Here is a 17,520-nt window from a genome sequence, read left to right on the forward strand (position 1 = left end):
CCACAGAGGGAGTAGGACACGACATGACCACCATCGACGAGACGCAGGCGCTCGAGCAGCGCCTGGCAGCACTGGAGGAGCGGCTCGCCGCCGCTGAGCTGACCGCCACCCGTGCGCAGGACCGCGGCGCGGTCGACAACGTCTTCAACCGCTACATGCACTACCACAACGCCTACGAAGACGAGCGGATCATCGCCGAGCTCTGGGCCCAGCCGGGCACGCCGGGCATGTGGTCGCGCTACAACAACGTCGGTCGCTACACGACCTACGAGTCGGTGACCGCCTACCACCGGGGCCGGCCGCGCCCGGTCGGCAAGCTGCTCTTCCACTACGCGACGACGCCGGTCATCGAGGTGGGCGCCGACGGGCAGACGGCCAAGGGCATCTGGATCATGGCCGGCCTCGAGTCCGGCCTCATGGACCCTGGGGTGGCGCGCAACGTACCGCCGTGGGTCCTCTCCGGGGGCGACGTCGACGGCAAGCCGGTCTGGGCGCACTGGGTCTGGTGCAAGTACGGCGTCGACTTCGTCAAGCAGGACGGCGAGTGGCGCATCTGGCACTTCCGCTGCTACGAGGTCGCGCGGGCGCCGTTCAACCGGGACTGGATCTCCTTCGCCAAGGACAACCAGGAGAGCCACGACTCGCAGCTGGCCTGGTTCGGCGACGACGGGGTGCCGGTCTTCCTCCCGCCGGTCGACGAGCCGGTGGAGACCGAGTACCACCCCTACGCCAATGACCGGGCGCAGACCCTCGAGCCCCTGCCGCCGGTGCCGTACACCGACTTCGAGGACACGTTCAAGTAGTGGAGACCACGGTTCCCGCGGCGGGGCGGGCCGACGCCCCGCCGCGGCGGCCGGGGGTGCTGCTGGCGATCGCCTGCGCCGCGCAGTTCATCTGCGTCCTGGACACCTCGATCGTCAACGTGGCCCTGCCCCCGATGCAGGAGAGCCTCGGGCTCTCGGCCACCGGCCTGCAGTGGGTGGTGAGCAGCTACACGCTCACCTTCGCCGGCTTCCTCCTGCTCGGGGGGCGGATCGGCGACCTGTGGGGGCGGAAGAACGCCTTCCTCGGCGGCCTGACGCTCTTCGCCCTCGCCAGCCTGGCCGGCGGCCTGGCCCAGGAGGGCTGGCAGCTGGTCGCGGCGCGCTTCGCCCAGGGCATCGGCGGCGCGGTCCTCGTCCCGACGACGCTCAGCCTGATCACCGCCGGGTTCCCCGATCCCCGGGCGCGCGCCCGCGCCCTCGGCCTGCTGACCGCGGCCGCCGCGTCGGGCAGCGCCCTCGGCGGGGTCTTGGGCGGCCTGCTCACCGGCCTGCTCAGCTGGCGGTGGGTGCTCTTCGTCAACGTGCCGCTGGGTGCCGTGCTCGCCGTCGCCGCGGTGTGGGCGCTGACCGGGCGGCAGCCGGGCCACGTCCGGGGCCGGTTGGACCTTCCCGGCTCGGTCACGGTCACCGCGGGGACGGCGCTACTCGTCGCCGCGGTGATCCTCGGCGAGGAGCGGGGCTGGCTCTCGGCGCCGGCCCTCGGGTGCCTCGTGGGCGCGGGCGCGTCGTTCGTGGCCTTCGTGGCCGCGGAGCGGCGTGCCGAGCAGCCCGTTGTCCCGCTGTCGGTGCTGCGGGTGCGGCCGGTGACGGTCGCCAACTCGCTGTCGGCGCTGACCGGCGGGGTGCTCCCGGCGATGATGTTCTTCCTGGTGCTGTACCTGCAGCAGGTGCTCGGGCTGGACCCGCTCATGGCCGGGCTCGCCTTGGCGCCGGCGGCGGTCGGGATCGCCCTCGGCGCCCAGGTCGCCTCGCGCACCATCGAGCGGCTCGGACCGGCCCGGCTCTTCCAGCTCGGCGCCCTGGTGGCCGCCGCGTCGCTGTTCTGGCTCTCCCGGCTGGAGGTCGGCGGCTCCTACTGGACCGACGTCCTGGTCCCCAGCGTCCTGGCCATGGCCGGCTTCGGCGCGGCCGGGCTGCCGCTGACGGTGACGGCCGCCACCGGCCTGGGACCCGAGCGCGCCGGCCTCGCCTCCGGGCTGCTGTCCATGTCGCGCCAGGTGGGCAGCGCCGTCGGGCTGGCAGCGCTGGTCGCCGTCGCCAGCACGGGGACGCCCGGTGCGAGCGCCGAGGCGCTCACCCAGGGGTTCGGCATCGGGCTGCTCGCCGGTGCCGGGCTGCAGGTGGCCGCGTGCCTGGGCGGGTTCGCGCTGCCCCGCCGGCCCCATCACCCGAGCTGATACGACCCATCGACCGGATGCGTTGGTGTTCCGGGTCACCGACGGCCATCTTTATGCACGCGACCAACAAAAATACGGCACAGGAAGAGAGGCCAGCGTGGTGTGGACGAAGTGGTCCTACATGGACCACTGGGTGACGGAGACGCCGCAGGGCCCACAGCCCCCGTCGTTCAACCGGGCCTACATGGATCGGTACGTCAAGCAGCTCTCGGCGCTCGGCTTCACGGGCTTCGACACCTTCTTCTTCTACCTGCACATGCTCGGCGGGATGTACGGCTCGGTGCCCGGCTTCGAGCGGTTCCTGCAGGACAACGGGTTCGAGAAGATCACGGGGATCTTCTCCGCCTACCCGTCCGCGACGAGGTACACGGCGCCGCACGTCCGGGAGACGCACGACCGGATCGTCGCCGACTGCACGAACACGCTGCGCATGTGCGAGGGGCTCACCGGCGTCGAGAACTTCATCGTCATGCCGACGTCCACCTACCACCAGACCGAGCCGGTCACCGACGACACCATCAAGGTCGTGGCCGACCTGTGGAACCGGGTCGGCAGGCTGACCCTCGACCACGGCATGAAGACGACCTGCCACTTCGAGTTCTGGGGCGCGATCCGCACACGCCCCCAGCTCGAGCTGTTCTTCGAGTACACGGACCCGGAGTACGTCTACTTCTTCTGCGACACCGCCCAGCACACGATCGCCGGCGTCGACCCGATCCAGCTCTTCCGCGACTACTCCGACCGCTGCACCGGGTTCCACTTCAAGGACACCAAGAACGTCGATGAGCACGAGGCCTACCGCACGCCGCCGGACCCGGAGCTGATGGCACCCCAGGTGACGCGCTGGTTCTACGAGATGGGCGAGGGCGGCCTGGTCGACTTCCCCGCGCTGATGAAGGAGATCGTCACCTCCGGCTACGACGGCTGGCTCACCGTCGAGCACGACAAGGCCGAGCTGGGCGGCGGCAGCTACGCCGAGGCCACCGCTGTCGCCAAGTGGTACATCGACAACGTCCTCGCCGAGGCCGAGGCCGAGGCGCGCCGCGAGCTGGAGGCCGCACGATGAGGGACACCCTGCGCTGGGCCTACGCCCTCAACCAGTGGAACGTCCGGCTCGACGTCTTCGTCCGGCACGAGGACCAGCAGCGGGCGCTCAAGACCGTCTCCGCCTGCGGTTTCGACACCATCGAGCTGGCATCGGGCACCGGCCGCTGGGACAACATCAGTCGGCCCGAGGTCATCCTGGCCAACCACGGCAGCCACGAGAGCTTCCTCAACTTCCTGCGCCGCGCGAAGGTGCGGGGCGTCTCGAGCATGTTCTGGGACCCGCAGGCCCCCGCGGAGGAGGAGGAGGGGTACGCCTTCCGGTCGACGGCGAATCCCGCCGACTCCGACGCGATCGTCGAGTGGTCGAAGCCCTTCGTCGACTTCCTCGCCGGCGTCGGTGGCGAGCAGCTCGTCGTCCGCCCGGTCGGTTCCGCCTGGATGTCCCCGCCGCTCGACGCCGACGGGATCAAGGTCATCGGTGACGTGTGGAACCGGATCGGCGAGCTGGCCTCCGCCGCAGGCATCGGGCTGGCGCTGCACTACGACTGCCTGGGTGCCGTGCACACCGAGGCCGAGCTCACCGGTCTGCTGCAGGCCACCGACCCGGCGACCGTCGGGCTGGCGCTCGACACGGCCGAGTTCACGATCGGCGGCATCGACCCGGTCGGCTTCTACCGGGAGCACGCCGACCGGGTCACCCACGTGCACCTCAAGGACACGCGGTACGCCGACACCGGCCAGGAGTACCGGATGCCGGGTGCCGAGTCGACGATGCTCAAGGGCGGGGCCGGACGGCGCATCGAGCGCTGGTTCTACGAGCTCGGGACCGAGGGCGGCCTGGTCGACGTGAAGGGCTTCGTCGCGGCCCTGCGCGAGCGGTCCTTCTCCGGCTGGGTCGTCGTCGAGAGCGACCACGGCGGCAACCCGGCGGAGCTGGCGATGCTCAACAGCTGGTACCTGCAGCACGAGTTGGGGGTGTCGAAGTCATGAGCGACGACCGCGCGATCAAGTGGTCCTACATGGACCACTGGCGCAGCAACGGCCCGTCCGGGCCGGTCGACCAGTGGCACTCGCACAAGACCATGTCGGCCTTCCTGAAGCAGATCAAGGCGACCGGATTCGACGCGATCGACACCTTCGACTTCCGGATCTGGCAGATGTACGGCGATTACGGCGGCCCGGCGAAGTACCAGGAGATGGTCCGGGACCACGGGCTCGAGCGGATCGTGAACACCTTCCACGCCGCCGACTACGACGTCCGCAACTACGCCCCCCACCTGCCCGAGACGCACGAGAACATCCTCGAGGACTTCCGCGTCACGATGGGGCGCTGGTCGGAGATCGAGCTGGACAACATCATCGTGATGCCGGCGACGCTCTACTACGACATGGAGCCGATCACCGAGGACAAGCTCAAGTACTCCGCGGAGTGCTGGAACAAGGTCGGTGAGATCACCGCGGGATTCGGCGTAAAGCTGACCTGTCACCACGAGTTCTTCTGCGGCATCCAGAGCGAGCCGGACATCGAGACCTTCTACTCCTACACCGATCCGCGGTACGTGTCGCTCTTCGTGGACACCGCGCAGCACTGCATCGCCGGGCTCGACCCCGTGGCGCTGTACGACCGGCACGCGCACCGGGTCAGCGGCTTCCACTTCAAGGACACCCGCAACGTGGCCACCGGCGACGACCACCGGCACCGCCCCGACTCCGAGATCATGGCGCCGACGACCGGCAAGTGGTTCTACGAGATGGGCACACCGCAGGGGCTCGTCGACTTCGAGGCGATGATGACCGCGGTCCGCGACAACGGGTACCGCGGCTGGATCTCCGTCGAGCACGACAAGGCCAACAAGGAGGGCGGCGACTACTCCGAGAGCACCGCCGTCTCCCGCTGGTACGCGAAGAACGTCCTCGAGGAGATCTACCGGTGACCGGGACTCAGTCGGGCTCCATCAGGTGGGCCTACGCGATCAACCAGTGGAAGCCCCAGTTCGACGACTTCGTCCGGCGCGAGCAGCACGAGCGCGCCCTGAAGACCATGTCGATCGCCGGCTTCGAGGGGGTCGAGCTGACCTACGGCACCGGGCGGTGGGAGCCGCTGGGCAATCCGCAGCAGCTCGCCGCCAACTTCGGCTCGGTCGCGGGCTTCCGGGAGTTCCTGCGCGGCTGCGCGATCGATGCCGTCTCCAGCTGGTACTGGGACCCGGCGGAGCGCTCGATGGAGCACCTCACCGGTCCGCTGTCCCCGCTCGTGGAGGCCGACGTCCCCGAGATCGTGGCCAAGGCCGGCTGGCTCGCCGGGGCGCTGGCCGAGCTCGGCGGTTCCGTGCTCCTCGTGCGCCCGGTCCCCGGCGCGGGTGACGTGGAGCCGCTGGACGACGACGCCCTCGACCGGGTCGCCGCCTGCTGGGACGCGGCCGGCCGCGCAACGGCGGAGCACGGGATCCGCCTCGCGCTGCACGTCGACTTCCTGTCGGCGCTGCGCCGCGACCACGTGCCCGCGCTGCTCGACCGGACGGACCCCGCGCTGGTCGGCCTCGCTCTCGACACCGGTGAACTGACCGCCGGCGGGATCGACCCGCTGGCGGTCATCGAGCGGATGGGCGACCGGATATGGCACGTGCAGTTCAAGGACGCGCTCGCCGTCGACGACGCCGAGGAGTATCTGAAGCCGCACGCGCACTGGACCGTCCGCGTCCGCGGAGGCGCCCGGGAGGTGCGGTGGTTCGCCGAGCCGGGCGCCGAGGGGGGGCTCGTCGACTTCCCGGCGGTCACCCGAGCCCTGGCCGGCGCCGGCTACTCCGGCTGGATCGTCGTCGAGAGCGACCAGAGCCCGCACCCCGCGGCCAGCGCCCTGCTCGCCGGCTACCTCGTGCAGCGGGAGTTGGGCCCGATCCTCCTCGACCAGCGGAAGGCAGCCGTCTGATGGCCACCGGCGACACCGTCCTCACCGACGACAGTCTCGTCCGGCGCCCCGACGGGCTCGGGATCGCCCTGACCGTGCCCTGGTACCGCAGCCTCTGGCTGTCGAGCGTCAGCGACGTCACCGTCGCCGTCGAGGGCCGCGAGGTCCCGCGGAGCGACCTGCGGGTCGAGCTGGGGGAGCGGACGTACCGGGTCGAGGAGCTGGCCGACCAGTGGGACGTCCTCTGGTTCATCCAGGACCGGCTGGTGGTGGTCGTGCCGCTGGCCGAGCCGCCCGCCGAGGGCCAGGAGGTCGACGTCGAGGTGACCGTCGACCTCCGGCTGCCCTACATGCAGATCGCCCCGCAGGTCTACGTGACCAACCACGCCAGCAACCGCCGCTCCCTCGTCGCGTCCGGAGTTCCCCGATGACCGCTCCCGCTCCCACGCGTGTCGCCGATCCCGCCGTCCCGGGCAGCGGCATCCGTCTGGGCCTGACCCTCTACTCGCTGACCAGCGAGTGGGCCGCCGGCCGCTACGACCTGGCCGGCCTGCTCGATGTCGTCGATGCCGCGGGCATCGGTCCGGGCATCGAGATCGTCGCCTCGCAGACGATCCGCACCTATCCGGAGGTGACGCCGGAGTTCGTGCGCGACTGGCGGGATGCCTTCGACCGGCACGGGTTCGTCCCCAGCTCCTTCGGCTGCAACCTCGACATGGGCCGCCGCCGCGACCGGGACATGACCCCGGACGAGGAGTATGACTTCACCGTCGCGCAGTTCCGCAGCGCGCACGCACTCGGCTTCCCGCTGGTGCGCATCCAGAGTGCGAAGCCGGAGCTGATCCGGCGGCTGCTGCCGGTCGCCGAGGAACTCGACCTCACGATGGGCTGGGAGCTGCACGCGCCGCTCGGGCCGAACTCGCCGAAGGTGCTGGAGATCCGCGAGACCTACGAGCAGATCGGCTCGTCGCGGCTGGGCTTCGTGGCCGACTTCAGTTCGACGATGCACGCGATGTCGCCGACCATCCTCCGCAAGCTCGGGAGGATGGGGCTCGGCCGCGAGGAGCTCGACCGGTTGCAGGAGATCTGGGCGACCGACGCCGACATCAACGCCCGGCACGGGGAGTTCGTCGAGTACCTGCACTCGCGCGGCATCGCCCCGGAGAGCCTCGGCTCCTTCGCCCGGCTCGCGTTCAACATGCACGGGCACGTCGACCCCGCCGAGTGGACCGACATCATGCCGCAGATCAAGCACGTGCACGCCAAGTTCTACGACATCGACGAGCACGGCGACGAGCCGGCGATCGACTACCCGGCGATCGTCCGGGAGTTCGTCCGCGGCGGCTACGCCGGCTTCTTCTCCAGCGAGTGGGAGGGCCACGCCTTCGCCGACCTCGGCGAGGCCGACCCTGTCGACCTCGTCTGCAAGCAGCACGACCTCATCCGCCGGTCGATCGCGGCCGCCCTGACCGACAAGGACGCCTGACGTGTACCAGCTCTCCGCCAACATCGAACTGCTCTTCACGGAGGCCGGCGAGGACGCTGGGGACCGGGTCCGCGCCGCCGCGGCCGCCGGCTTCGACGCCGTCGAGATGTGGTTCTCCACGGACAAGGACCTCGACTCCCTGGAGAAGGCGCTCGCCGACACCGGCGTCCAGCTCACCTCGCTGCTCGCCGGGCCACGGATGACCTACACGTATCCGGGTACCGACCTCGCTCCCTTCCACGAGGGTCTCGACCTCGCCGTCGCCCACGCCCGCCGGCTCGGCTGCCCCCGGGTCGTGCTCGCTTCGGGCATGGGCTTCCCGGGGATGAGCCGGGAGAAGAACCACCAGTTCCTCGCTGACATGTTCAGCGAGGCGTTGGCGCGGAACGACGGCTCGGGCGTCGAGTTCGTCCTCGAGCCGGTCAACTCGCGGGTCGACCACCCCGGTGCGCTCACCGACCGGACCGAGGACGCCGTGGACGTCGCCCGAGCCGTCGGCTCGGACCGGTTCGGCATCCTCTACGACCTCTACCACTCGATCGTCCAGGGCGAGGACCCGGCGACCGAGCTGGCGAACGCGGCCGGTTTCGTCAGGTACGTGCAGCTCGCCGACGCGCCCGGCCGCGGCGAGCCCGGCAGCGGGACCGTCGACTGGGCCGCCCAGCTGGCCGTGCTCCGCGCCTCGGGCTATGACGGCCCGATCGGCCTGGAGTACTTCCCGACTGTTCCGTCGGAGGAGTCGGTGCAGCGCATCCGCGCCCTCGCCGCCGACGCGTGACGTCCGGCAAGCTCGACGTCCTGGTCGCCACCGGCCGGGTCACCGTCGAGCACGACAACGAGTTCCGCAGCTTCCGGCACCACACGTCCATGCTGACGACACTCCTGGAGTCGACCGGCCGGTTCCGCGTCCGGGTGCTCGAGGAGTTCCGCGGCATCGGCGACGAGCTGCTGGACCGGTTCGACGTCGTCCTCGTCATGTACGAGGGCCGCGACGACTACCACTCGGTCGCGGAGGGCTTCGGGACGGCGACCGAGCAGGCGCTGCTGCGGTTCGTGCGCGACAAGGGTCGCGGCATGGTGTGGTTCCACGGTTCGTCCGTGCAGGAGCCGGAATGGGGATGGCCAGAGGAGTTTGACCGCATGCGCGGGGCAACGCTCAGCCGGGAGACCGGGCTGCGGCCGCGGCCGCAGGGCGAGGTCGTCGTCCGGGCGAGGGAGCCGCGGCATCCGATCACCGCCAGCCTCGACGCCCAGTGGGCGGTCGTGAACGACGACGTCCTGACCGGCGCACGGATGGACCCATCGGCGCAGGTGCTGCTGACCGTCTTCGATGACGTCGCCAGCTACCGCCGCGCCGGGTGGCCCAACGCACACACGCCGGTCGTGCTCCCGCCCGGTGGGTTGGAGGCACTGCCGGGCATGGACACCGAGCAGCCGCTGGCCTGGGTGAACGAGTGGGGTGCCGGTCGGTCCTTTTGCGTGACCCTCGGGCACGACTGGGACACCTTCCGCAAGATCCCGTTCATGACACTGCTCGTGCGCGGCGTCGAGTGGGCAGCCACGGGGCAGGTCACACTGGAGCCGCCCGAGCGGTCCGGCGCGGCGCGGTGGCGGGTGTGGCCCTACTACTCGGGCGACCCGTCGCGCTTCGACCGGGCGACGCCGGCGGCCGCGGCCGCCGCCCGTCACTGACCCGTCCCGGAGGAGGATCCGTGACCCGGCCGCCGTCGGCGCGCGACGTCCTCGTGCTGGCACAGATCGTCGACCTCGTCCGCACCGGCGTCGCGGTCACCCGGCCGGAGCTCGAGTCGGCGACCGGGCTGGGCCGGACCGTGGTCAACGAGCGGCTCCGGGAGGGGATCGACCTCGGAGTGCTCGCCGAGGTCCACCCCCTCGGGACGGGGAGCCGCGGCCGCCCGTCGCGGGCCGTGCGACTGCGGACCGAGGCCGGCCTGGTGCTCTCCGCCTCGCTGGGAGCGGTGAGCCTGCACGCCGCGGTCAGTGACCTCGCAGGCACTGAACTCGCGCACCGGTTCGAGCGGATCGACGTCCAGGACGGTCCGGAGGCGGTCCTGCGGCGGGTCGAGGTGCAGTTCGCGGAACTCCTGGCGGCGGTCCCCGAGCGGCCGGTGTGGGGCATCGCGATCGGCCTGCCCGGACCGGTCGACGTCGCCTCCGGTCGCGTCACCGCGCCGCCGATGATGCCGGGCTGGGACGGGATGGACGTCCGCGGCCGGTTTGCCGCCCGCTACGCCGCGCCGGTCTTCGTGGACAACGAGGTCAACCTCATGGCGCTGGGGGAATGGGAACGCGGCATCCCCCGGGACCGCCGTGACCTGTTGTTCGTCAAAGTGGCAACCGGCGTCGGCAGCGCCCTGGTCACTGGTGGCCGCCTGCACCGGGGGGACAGCGGCGCCGCCGGCGACATCGGCCACGTCCGGGTGACCGATGATCCCACCGCGCTGTGCCGCTGCAGGAAGACCGGGTGCCTCGAGGCGGTAGCCGGGGGCTGGGCGCTGATCCGGCAGCTCACTGCGTACGCGCGGGCCGACCGCACTCCGATTCTGGCTGAGTGCCTGGCACGCACCGGTCGCATCACCGGGGAGGACATCGGCGCCGCCACGGCCGCCGGCGACGAGGTCGCCCGAGCAGCGGTGGCTCGGGCGGGGCGCATCACCGGCACGGCGATCGCCGGCATCGTCAACTTCGCCAACCCGGGCACGCTCGTCCTCGGCGGCGGGGTCCTGCGGTCCGGGCCGCTCTTCTTCGAGGCGTTCGAGCGCGCGGTCTTCGAAGGCACGATCGAGCTCGCCGCGCGCACCCTGTCGATCCGCACCTCCTCCCTCGACCCACGAGAAGGGACGACGGGCGGCGCGCTGCTGGTCTCGGACGCGCTGTTCCGGCCGTCGGCGCTGCCGCTGTGGCTGGCGTCGGGCTCGCCCCTGGGCGCCGCGCCGCAGTTGCAGGTGGCGACGTGAGGGTCCTGGTCGTCGGCGCGGGCCCTGCCGGGTGCACCGCTGCGGTCGCACTGGCCGGCCGGGGCGCGGAGGTGGTGCTGCTGGAGGCCGAGGCCGGGATCCGGCCGTCCGGCCCCGGACTGGTCCTGCAGAGCGCACCCATGCGGGCGCTGGACTCACTGGGGCTGCTCGAGGACTGCCTGGAACGCGGCTACGCGCACGAGGAGATCGACCTCTGCGACGCCGACGGCACGGTCCGCACGACGCTCACCCCGCCATCGCTGCTCGAGGAGCGCCCCGCATCGGTGGCCATCGCGCGCGCGGCGTTGTCGGAGGTCCTGGTCGGTGCGGCGGTGGCCTCCGGCACCGAGCTCCGGCTGGGGACCACGGTGAGCGGCCTGGCCGACTCCGGCGACCGGGTCGAAGTGCGCCTGTCCGGCGGCGCGACCGAGACCGTCGACCTGGTCGTCGGAGCCGACGGGCTGCACTCGCACACCCGGGAGCTGGTCCTGCCCGGCGCGCCGGCACCACAGCCGACCGGTCAGCTGATCTGGCGCGCGCCGGCCCCGCGGCCGCCCGGTGTGACGCGGTACTCGATGCTGGACGGCGGCCCGGACCTGGGCAAGGTCGGCGTCGTCCCCGTGTCGGACGCGGCGCTCTATGTCTGGTTGCTCGAACCCGACCGCGGTGCCGAGCGCTCACGGCCGGAGTGGCTCGCCGAGGCGTTCCGCGAGCGGCTGCGCCCGTTCGGCGGCCCGGTGCCGCTCGTCGCGGACCTGGTGGACGGCGACGTCGACGTGCGCTCCCTGCGATCGCTGCTGGTCCCGCTGCCGTGGTCCCGCTGGCGCACGGTGCTGATCGGGGACGCCGTCCACACGACCACCCCGCAGATGGCCTACGGCGTCGGGATGGCCATCGAGGACTCGGTCGTCCTCGCCGAGCTGCTGCCGGACGACGACGTCCCGGCTGCGCTGCGCCGCTTCGGCGAGCGGCGGTTCAACCGGTGCCGCCTGGTGGTCGAGACGTCCGTGCAGCTGGGGGAGTGGGAGCAACGCCCACCCGGCGACCCGACCCTGCCGGGACGGCTCGTGGGACAGGTCCTGGCCGAGCTCGCCCGACCCGTCTGAGCGGCGCTCGAGCGGGGCACGACCCTCCGACTCGGCCATACGCTCAGACGTCGTCCTCCAGGTAGGCCGATGGTGCCGTCAGCGCGATTCAGGAGCGCGACTTCTGACCACCATCTTGACCACCATTGTTCCTCGTCCGGGGTCATTCGCTGCGGTTCGCAGTGGTCCCGTATGCCGCTTGAGCTGCGAAGACGAAAATCGACGTACTCACTCGAATACGCTGCGCACGTCTGGGGGTCAAGGGGTCGCAGGTTCAAATCCTGTCAGCCCGACAGAGGACGTCAGGGGCCGTTCCGGAGAGATCCGGGGCGGCCCTGATCGTTCTCCGAGGGCGTCTGACCGTCATCCGGCCATCCCCACCCGCCGAGGGCGGCGCCGAGGACGTCCATCGCGCCTGACGTCGGGCGCCACGTGCCCGTGGACGTCACCGGCGATGGCGATCGGCGAGTGGCCGAGGATGTCCGACACCACCTCGAGCTGGACGCCGGGGCTCAGCATCACTCCGGTGCCGAGTGCCGGAAGGTGTGCAGTCCGGCGTTCGCGATCCCGGCCCGCCGCGTGTCGACCTCCAGGGCGCGCAGGGCGTTGCGGGGGTCGCAGAGCCCGCCGGTCTCGGTGGTGGAGGCGAACCCGGTCTCGCGCCAGAGGGAGCCGGCCCGCCGTCGTTCCTCGGTCTGGCTCGCGCGCAGGTCGCGGAGCAGCCGTCCCACCCAGCCCTCCACGTGCGATGGCCGGACTCTGTCCAGGGTCAGCCGCCCGATCGAGCTGCCGAGGATGTGGGTGCGTGCGACGCCGGCGTACATGACCTTGGTCGTCTGCTGCGCTCAGACGCCTGTAGTGAGGTGTCGATCCAGTGCTGAGCGAATGCCGCGACGGTCTGTCTCCGGTCCCTCGCCGGCTGGCCGCCTTCCACCCGCTTCCGGATCGTGGCCGCGTTCTCACGGGTCTCCTGTGGGGTGTCGCCGTAGATGGTGTGGCGGACGGCTTCCCCGAACTCGTCGGTCACGCGGAGGTTGACCTGCCAGCGTCCGTCCGGTCGGTGCCGCGGGGTCGACCCTTCGCTGTTGCCGCGGCGCTTCGCCGAGGAACCGCTCCTGGGCGTCCGTGGACTCACTGCCGGTTCCTCTCGGCCGTCACCAGGCGACGAGTGTCAGGTGTCGGGCCGACGCGCGCTGCCGTGGATCCGCAGATCGGTGCGCATCCCGCGGGCTGTGGACGAAGTCGAAGAGAGTTCGCCCTGGTTCGTGGTGGTCGGCCGGTGGCGCCGACCTGCGCGGCGGGGCGGGGGTGGGCGGGGGAGCCTGCAGGCGGCCCACGAAGCGCTCGAGCTCAGCGCGAGGGAGGCGGCAGCTGCGACCGATGTGCACCGGGTGCAACTCACCGGCCTTCATGAGCGCGTAGACCGTCGTGCGGCCGATGCCGAGGACGGTTGCGGCTTCCTCGGGAGTCAGCAGGAGCGGGTCCCTCGCGAGCACATCCCGCAGGAGTTCGGGGTCGCTCATGCCGCCTCCTCCCGCGGGTCGCCCTGCACGGGGGCATCCACTGCCGCCGTGCGTGAACGGTGCCGGCCGTCGGTTGAGGGTCGAGGAGCAGGCTCGGGTGGTTCTCCAGTTCCCCCGCGACGAGCTGAGCTCCGCCGCCGGCGCCGTCCTCGGTCCTGCAGCTGTGGGTTGCAGTACTGGAGAAGGCGTCGGTCCGGGCGGCTGAAGACGCCGGCCGCGCTCTGCCGCCGTCCGAGGGCCTCCAGTACTCCTCGCATCCGGACGGCGAGTTCCGGGAGAGTCAGGGTCGTAAACCCGACCGTCGTCCAACTGCCTGGCCAGATCTCGCAAGATCGTGGGCCAGTCCCGGCAGGTCGGTGGAACGGGAGTCGGGATCTCGACCGACGCTCGACGACCTGGACAGCGGAGTGACCGGACGCCGCGGCCCGCTTCTGCTCCGACGCCGGCTGTCGGCAGCTGGCCGAGCACCAGCTGCTTGCAATGCTCAGGGTCCGATCAGTCGGAGGTGTCGGATCAGCAACTGGCCCGAGGCGCTGGTGCAGAGCCAGCGCATGGTCACCGACCGGACCGGGTTCGACGACGCCCTGGCTCTCGTGGCCGCCCTGCCCGCTCGGCCGGCGCCGGCCGCGGCCGGGGGGTCCGACATGAGGCTCGAGTTCCCCGACTGCGTCGCTCCGGGTGACTCAGCTGGACCGTGCGAGTCAGCCGTGGGGGCGCAGCCGGGTCGCGCGAGCTGGAGGCAGGTTGGCCCACACCGTGGTGCTGCTGCCCCCGTAGCCGGCCAGGTGCGCGTGGACGGCGCGGTGCCGCGCCGCTTCGGCCGGCCCGGCGGTGAGGGCTCGGGCGGCGCGGCTGGCGCGGTAGCCGAACCAGCTGATGACCCCACTGGGTCCGGTGTGCTGCAGGTACCGGTCGAAGATCGCCTGCACGTCGGCGAGGGCGAAGTTGGCGAACGGCAACGCCGAGACGATCACGTCGTAACCGGGGTCCAGGACCGCGTCCTGAATGCGGGCGTGCTGGACGGTCGTCGGCGTGCTGGCTGCGCGAGCCAGGTCGGTCAGGCCGGGGATGAACGCACCGTTGGCCTCCACCACGTCCAGCTGGCTGCCCGGCGTCAGCAGCCCCAGCAACGCCCGGGTGACTGGGCCGCTGCCGGCGCCGACCTCCAGGACGCGCAGGTCGGCGCCGGTCCGTTCGGCGACGGGCGCGACCAGCGCCCGGGTCAGGGCCCGCCCGCTGGGCGCTATGGCCCCGGTCACCGCCGGTGCCGAGACGGCCTGGGCCAGGAACACCAGCCGCCTGGGCAGCGCGACCGCCGGCGGGCAGGACAGAACGGTCACGGGTTGCCCTCCCCGGGGCCGGCCGGTGTGGGGCGAGCTAGACGCTGGTCGGTGGGCTGCACGACGGCGGCGACAAGGGCGCGGGTGCGCAAGTGTGCCCCGGCCAGGTGGGCGGGGTCGCCCATCATGTCGGCGAAGGCCTGCCTGCTGGGGTAGCGGACCAGCAGCACGCCGTCCCGCACCTGCTCGTCGTCGGCGGCCAACGGCGTCCTGCCGCCGTCGCCCCAGAACAGGGGTTCGGTGCCGTAGCGGCCGCTGATGGTCTGGGTGTGGGCGATGTAGGCCAGGTAGTCGGCCCGTCCGGTGTCGGGGACGTACCGGAGCAGGTTGAGCATGATGACGGGGCCGCCGGGGTCCTCGGCGAGGAACTCCTCGAGGGCGTCGTCGGTCATGTCGATCACGACGCGGCCTCGATGTCACGTCCGGCGGCCGGGGTGCCCAGGCCGGTCATGCCGGTCAGCCGCAGGGACAGGTCCCAGATGCGGGCGGCCTGCTCGCGGTCGGCCAGTCGGCCGTACAGGGGCTGCTCGGCCGGTGCGCCCCCGAGGTTGCGAGGGCCGCTGGGGCCGAAGAACCGGCCGCCGTCGGCGGCCGGGTCGGTGGCGGCCAGCAGCGCGGGCAGGCCCGCGGTCTCCACGGTGCCGACCAAGATCCCGCGGGCGGACATGACCCGGATGAGCCGGCGGCCCAGGGTGTCCCGGGACCGGCCGACCTCGGGTCTGGCGGCCAGCAGCGCGGTTGGTGCGATGCCCGGGTGGGACAGGTTGCTGGTGATGCCCCACCCGGCGGCCTTGCTGCGCCGGTCGAGCTCGAGCCCGAACAGCCCGAAGGCGATCTTGGAGGAGCTGTAGGCTTTCATGCCGTCGTAGGACCGCTCCCAGTCCAGGTCCTCGTAGTGCACCGCGCCCTGGTTGGCCGCGACGCTGACCTGGGACACCACGCGGGCGCGACCGGCGACCAGCAGCGGGTGCAGCTGCCCGACGAGGGCGACGTGCCCGAGGTGGTTGGTGCCGAACTGCAGCTCGTGCCCGTCGACGGTGGTCTGCCGCTCCGGTGGGGTCATGACGCCGGCGTTGAGGATCAGGATGCCGACCGGGACGCCCTCGGCGCGCAGCGTGGCGCCCAGGGCGGCGACGGACTCCAGCGAGGACAGGTCCATCGTCCGCAGCGACACCTGCGCGTCCGGCACGGCCGCCTCGATCGCGGCGAGGGCGGTGCGGCCCTTGTCGGGGTTGCGGACGGGCAGCACGACCTCGGCGCCCGCTGCCGCGAGACGGGTGGCGATGTGCCGGCCAATGCCGTCGCTGGCGCCTGTGACGACGGCGCGGCTGCCGGTCATTCTGGGGAGGGTGATGTCGATCGGGGTGCGGGCCATGGGGACCTCCAAGGTCGGGGTCGAGCGGGTCACCGACGACACTGCGCGCACTCCGACGCCACATCCACGGCCTGTTGATCCGTGGCTGCACAAGCCGAGCCTGGCGCCGGAGAGGGGGATCGACAGGTCCTGCCTGTCCGGGTCCACGGCCGGTACGAAGGTTGAGACACCGGGAGCAGGACGAAGGAGAGCGCGTGGACATCGACCGCAGCGGGCTGGCGGAGTTCCTGCGTACCTGCCGGGAGTCGCTGCAGCCCGAGGACGTCGGATTGCCGCGGGGTCAGCGCCGACGGACCAGCGGGCTGCGCCGGGAGGAGGTCGCGTCGCTGAGCCACATGTCCGCGGACTACTACGCCCGCCTGGAGCGACAGCGCGGCCCGCAGCCCTCGGAGGGCATGGTCGCCGCGATCGCGCAGGGCTTGCACCTGTCGCTGGACCAGCGCGACCACCTGTTCCGGCTGGCCGGGCACCATCCACCGGCTCGGGGCGCGGAGAGCCAGCACGTCGGCCCGGGCATCCTGCGCATCCTGGACCGGCTCGCCGACACCCCGGCCGAGGTGGTGACCGAGCTGGGGGAGACCCTGCGGCAGACCCGGATGGGCACCGCCCTGCTCGGGGACGCCTCGCTGCGCACCGGCCCGAACCGGAGCCTGGGCCACCGGTGGTTCACCGACCCCGCGGCCCGGAACCTGTACCACCCCGACGACCACGCGTTCCTGTCCCGCACGTGGGCCTCGGGGCTGCGGGAGGTCATCGCGCGCCGAGGCCCGCGCTCCCGGGCCGCCGCGCTGGCCGAGGACCTTCTGACCCGGAGCGAGGAGTTCCGTGAGGTCTGGGCCACCCACGAGGTCGGGCTCCGACCGGGACCGGTCAAGCGGTTCATCCACCCGCAGGTCGGACTGCTGGAGCTGCAGTGCCAGACCCTGTCGGACCCGCAGCAGGCCCACTCGCTACTGGTCTACACCGCGGAACCCGGCAGCGAGACCCACGAGAAGCTGCAGCTGCTCTCAGTCGTCGCTACCCCCTGACCGCCCCCACCCCGTGCTCGAGAAGGCACGGGTGTCCCCGGACGACTTGTGGCCTGACCGATGACTTCCCCGGGCCGTGCTGGTCGGTACGCCGGGAACCGACTTCGGGGAGGCTGACGCCGTGCGGAGACTGACCGTCGGGATGAACGTGAGCCTGGACGGCTACACCGCCGCGCCCGGCGACGACCTCGGCTGGGGCGTGCCGAGCGACGAGCTGTTCCAGTGGTGGTCCGACCGGGTGGGGGCGACGGGCCTGGCGCTGTACGGGCGCAGGCTGTGGGAGACGATGAGCTCGCACTGGCCGACCGCCGACCAGCAGCCCGGCGCCACACCGGCGCAGATCGAGTACGCCCGCCGCTGGCGGGACATGCCCAAGCTGGTGTTCTCCTCCACGACCAGCGCGGTCGACGGGGCCCGCCTGGTGACCGGCGACGCGGTTCCCGAGATCACCCGGCTCAAGACCGAGGACGGCGGTCCGATGGACGTCGGCGGCGCCACCCTCGCCGCGGCGGCGATGCGGGCCGGGCTG

Annotated in this window: 19 protein-coding genes; 14 read left to right on the plus strand and 5 right to left on the minus strand. The window is 71.8% G+C overall.

The window, feature by feature from the left end; all coding sequences use genetic code 11:
* Nucleotides 1-23: 23 nt before the first annotated feature.
* Genes BM165_RS23185 through BM165_RS23240 form a run of 12 tightly spaced genes read left to right on the plus strand, consistent with a single transcriptional unit; the run spans nt 24 to nt 11,746 of the window.
* Nucleotides 24-803 (plus strand): nuclear transport factor 2 family protein, encoded by a 780-nt coding sequence (locus tag BM165_RS23185; protein ID WP_075015902.1) that lies wholly within the window; start codon nt 24-26, stop codon nt 801-803.
* A complete protein-coding gene (locus BM165_RS23190) occupies nt 803-2,221 on the plus strand; it encodes an MFS transporter (protein WP_075015903.1) in 1,419 nt (472 codons plus the stop codon). Before BM165_RS23185 ends, BM165_RS23190 begins: the two co-directional genes overlap by 1 nt.
* A gap of 25 nt (nt 2,222-2,246) precedes the next feature.
* On the plus strand, nt 2,247-3,287 hold the full coding sequence (locus tag BM165_RS23195) for a sugar phosphate isomerase/epimerase family protein (protein WP_208976860.1): 1,041 nt from the start codon (nt 2,247-2,249) through the stop codon (nt 3,285-3,287).
* Nucleotides 3,284-4,258, plus strand: coding sequence for a sugar phosphate isomerase/epimerase family protein (locus BM165_RS23200; protein WP_075015904.1), 975 nt, complete (start codon nt 3,284-3,286; stop codon nt 4,256-4,258). Before BM165_RS23195 ends, BM165_RS23200 begins: the two co-directional genes overlap by 4 nt.
* Complete coding sequence (locus BM165_RS23205) at nt 4,255-5,202, plus strand: sugar phosphate isomerase/epimerase family protein (protein ID WP_075015905.1); 948 nt, start codon at nt 4,255-4,257, stop codon at nt 5,200-5,202. Before BM165_RS23200 ends, BM165_RS23205 begins: the two co-directional genes overlap by 4 nt.
* Nucleotides 5,199-6,197: a sugar phosphate isomerase/epimerase family protein gene (locus BM165_RS23210; RefSeq protein ID WP_244274431.1), complete on the plus strand. Its 999-nt coding sequence runs from the start codon at nt 5,199-5,201 to the stop codon at nt 6,195-6,197. Before BM165_RS23205 ends, BM165_RS23210 begins: the two co-directional genes overlap by 4 nt.
* Entirely contained in the window at nt 6,197-6,607 is a 411-nt protein-coding gene (locus BM165_RS23215) for a C-glycoside deglycosidase beta subunit domain-containing protein (RefSeq protein WP_075015906.1), read from the plus strand. The genes BM165_RS23210 and BM165_RS23215 overlap by 1 nt, the downstream gene beginning before the upstream one ends.
* Nucleotides 6,604-7,662: a sugar phosphate isomerase/epimerase family protein gene (locus BM165_RS23220; protein ID WP_075015907.1), complete on the plus strand. Its 1,059-nt coding sequence runs from the start codon at nt 6,604-6,606 to the stop codon at nt 7,660-7,662. The genes BM165_RS23215 and BM165_RS23220 overlap by 4 nt, the downstream gene beginning before the upstream one ends.
* 1 nt (nt 7,663) lies before the next feature.
* Nucleotides 7,664-8,440: a TIM barrel protein gene (locus tag BM165_RS23225; protein ID WP_075015908.1), complete on the plus strand. Its 777-nt coding sequence runs from the start codon at nt 7,664-7,666 to the stop codon at nt 8,438-8,440.
* Nucleotides 8,437-9,354 (plus strand): ThuA domain-containing protein, encoded by a 918-nt coding sequence (locus tag BM165_RS23230; protein WP_075015909.1) that lies wholly within the window; start codon nt 8,437-8,439, stop codon nt 9,352-9,354. Before BM165_RS23225 ends, BM165_RS23230 begins: the two co-directional genes overlap by 4 nt.
* Before the next feature lie 20 nt (nt 9,355-9,374).
* Nucleotides 9,375-10,640, plus strand: a complete 1,266-nt coding sequence (locus tag BM165_RS23235; protein WP_075015910.1) for an ROK family protein — start codon at nt 9,375-9,377, stop codon at nt 10,638-10,640.
* Nucleotides 10,637-11,746 (plus strand): FAD-dependent monooxygenase, encoded by a 1,110-nt coding sequence (locus BM165_RS23240; protein ID WP_075015911.1) that lies wholly within the window; start codon nt 10,637-10,639, stop codon nt 11,744-11,746. The genes BM165_RS23235 and BM165_RS23240 overlap by 4 nt, the downstream gene beginning before the upstream one ends.
* 497 nt (nt 11,747-12,243) lie before the next feature.
* Here the strand turns inward: BM165_RS23240 and BM165_RS23245 are convergent, their stop codons facing one another.
* The 5 genes from BM165_RS23245 to BM165_RS23265 all read right to left on the minus strand — a co-directional run bounded on the left by BM165_RS23245 (nt 12,244) and on the right by BM165_RS23265 (nt 15,963).
* Entirely contained in the window at nt 12,244-12,549 is a 306-nt protein-coding gene (locus tag BM165_RS23245) for a hypothetical protein (RefSeq protein ID WP_075015912.1), read from the minus strand.
* A gap of 330 nt (nt 12,550-12,879) precedes the next feature.
* Nucleotides 12,880-13,248, minus strand: coding sequence for a helix-turn-helix domain-containing protein (locus BM165_RS23250; RefSeq protein ID WP_075015913.1), 369 nt, complete (start codon nt 13,246-13,248; stop codon nt 12,880-12,882).
* A 701-nt stretch (nt 13,249-13,949) separates the two neighbouring features.
* The gene (locus tag BM165_RS23255; RefSeq protein WP_075015914.1) at nt 13,950-14,588 is read right to left on the minus strand and encodes a class I SAM-dependent methyltransferase; all 639 of its coding nucleotides are present in this window, start codon (nt 14,586-14,588) and stop codon (nt 13,950-13,952) included.
* On the minus strand, nt 14,585-14,980 hold the full coding sequence (locus tag BM165_RS23260) for a DUF1330 domain-containing protein (protein WP_075015924.1): 396 nt from the start codon (nt 14,978-14,980) through the stop codon (nt 14,585-14,587). Before BM165_RS23260 ends, BM165_RS23255 begins: the two co-directional genes overlap by 4 nt.
* Nucleotides 14,981-14,985: 5 nt before the next feature.
* Nucleotides 14,986-15,963: an SDR family oxidoreductase gene (locus BM165_RS23265; RefSeq protein WP_075015915.1), complete on the minus strand. Its 978-nt coding sequence runs from the start codon at nt 15,961-15,963 to the stop codon at nt 14,986-14,988.
* A gap of 194 nt (nt 15,964-16,157) precedes the next feature.
* On the opposite strand from BM165_RS23265, the gene BM165_RS23270 reads away from it, so the two are divergent.
* Both BM165_RS23270 and BM165_RS23275 read left to right on the plus strand, forming a co-directional pair.
* On the plus strand, nt 16,158-16,991 hold the full coding sequence (locus BM165_RS23270) for a helix-turn-helix transcriptional regulator (RefSeq protein ID WP_075015916.1): 834 nt from the start codon (nt 16,158-16,160) through the stop codon (nt 16,989-16,991).
* A 121-nt stretch (nt 16,992-17,112) separates the two neighbouring features.
* A partial coding sequence (locus tag BM165_RS23275) for a dihydrofolate reductase family protein (protein WP_075015925.1) occupies nt 17,113-17,520 on the plus strand: 408 nt, incomplete at its 3' end.

Origin of the sequence: Geodermatophilus obscurus (assembly GCF_900115395.1) — a bacterium.
Lineage (GTDB): Bacteria > Actinomycetota > Actinomycetes > Mycobacteriales > Geodermatophilaceae > Geodermatophilus > Geodermatophilus obscurus_B.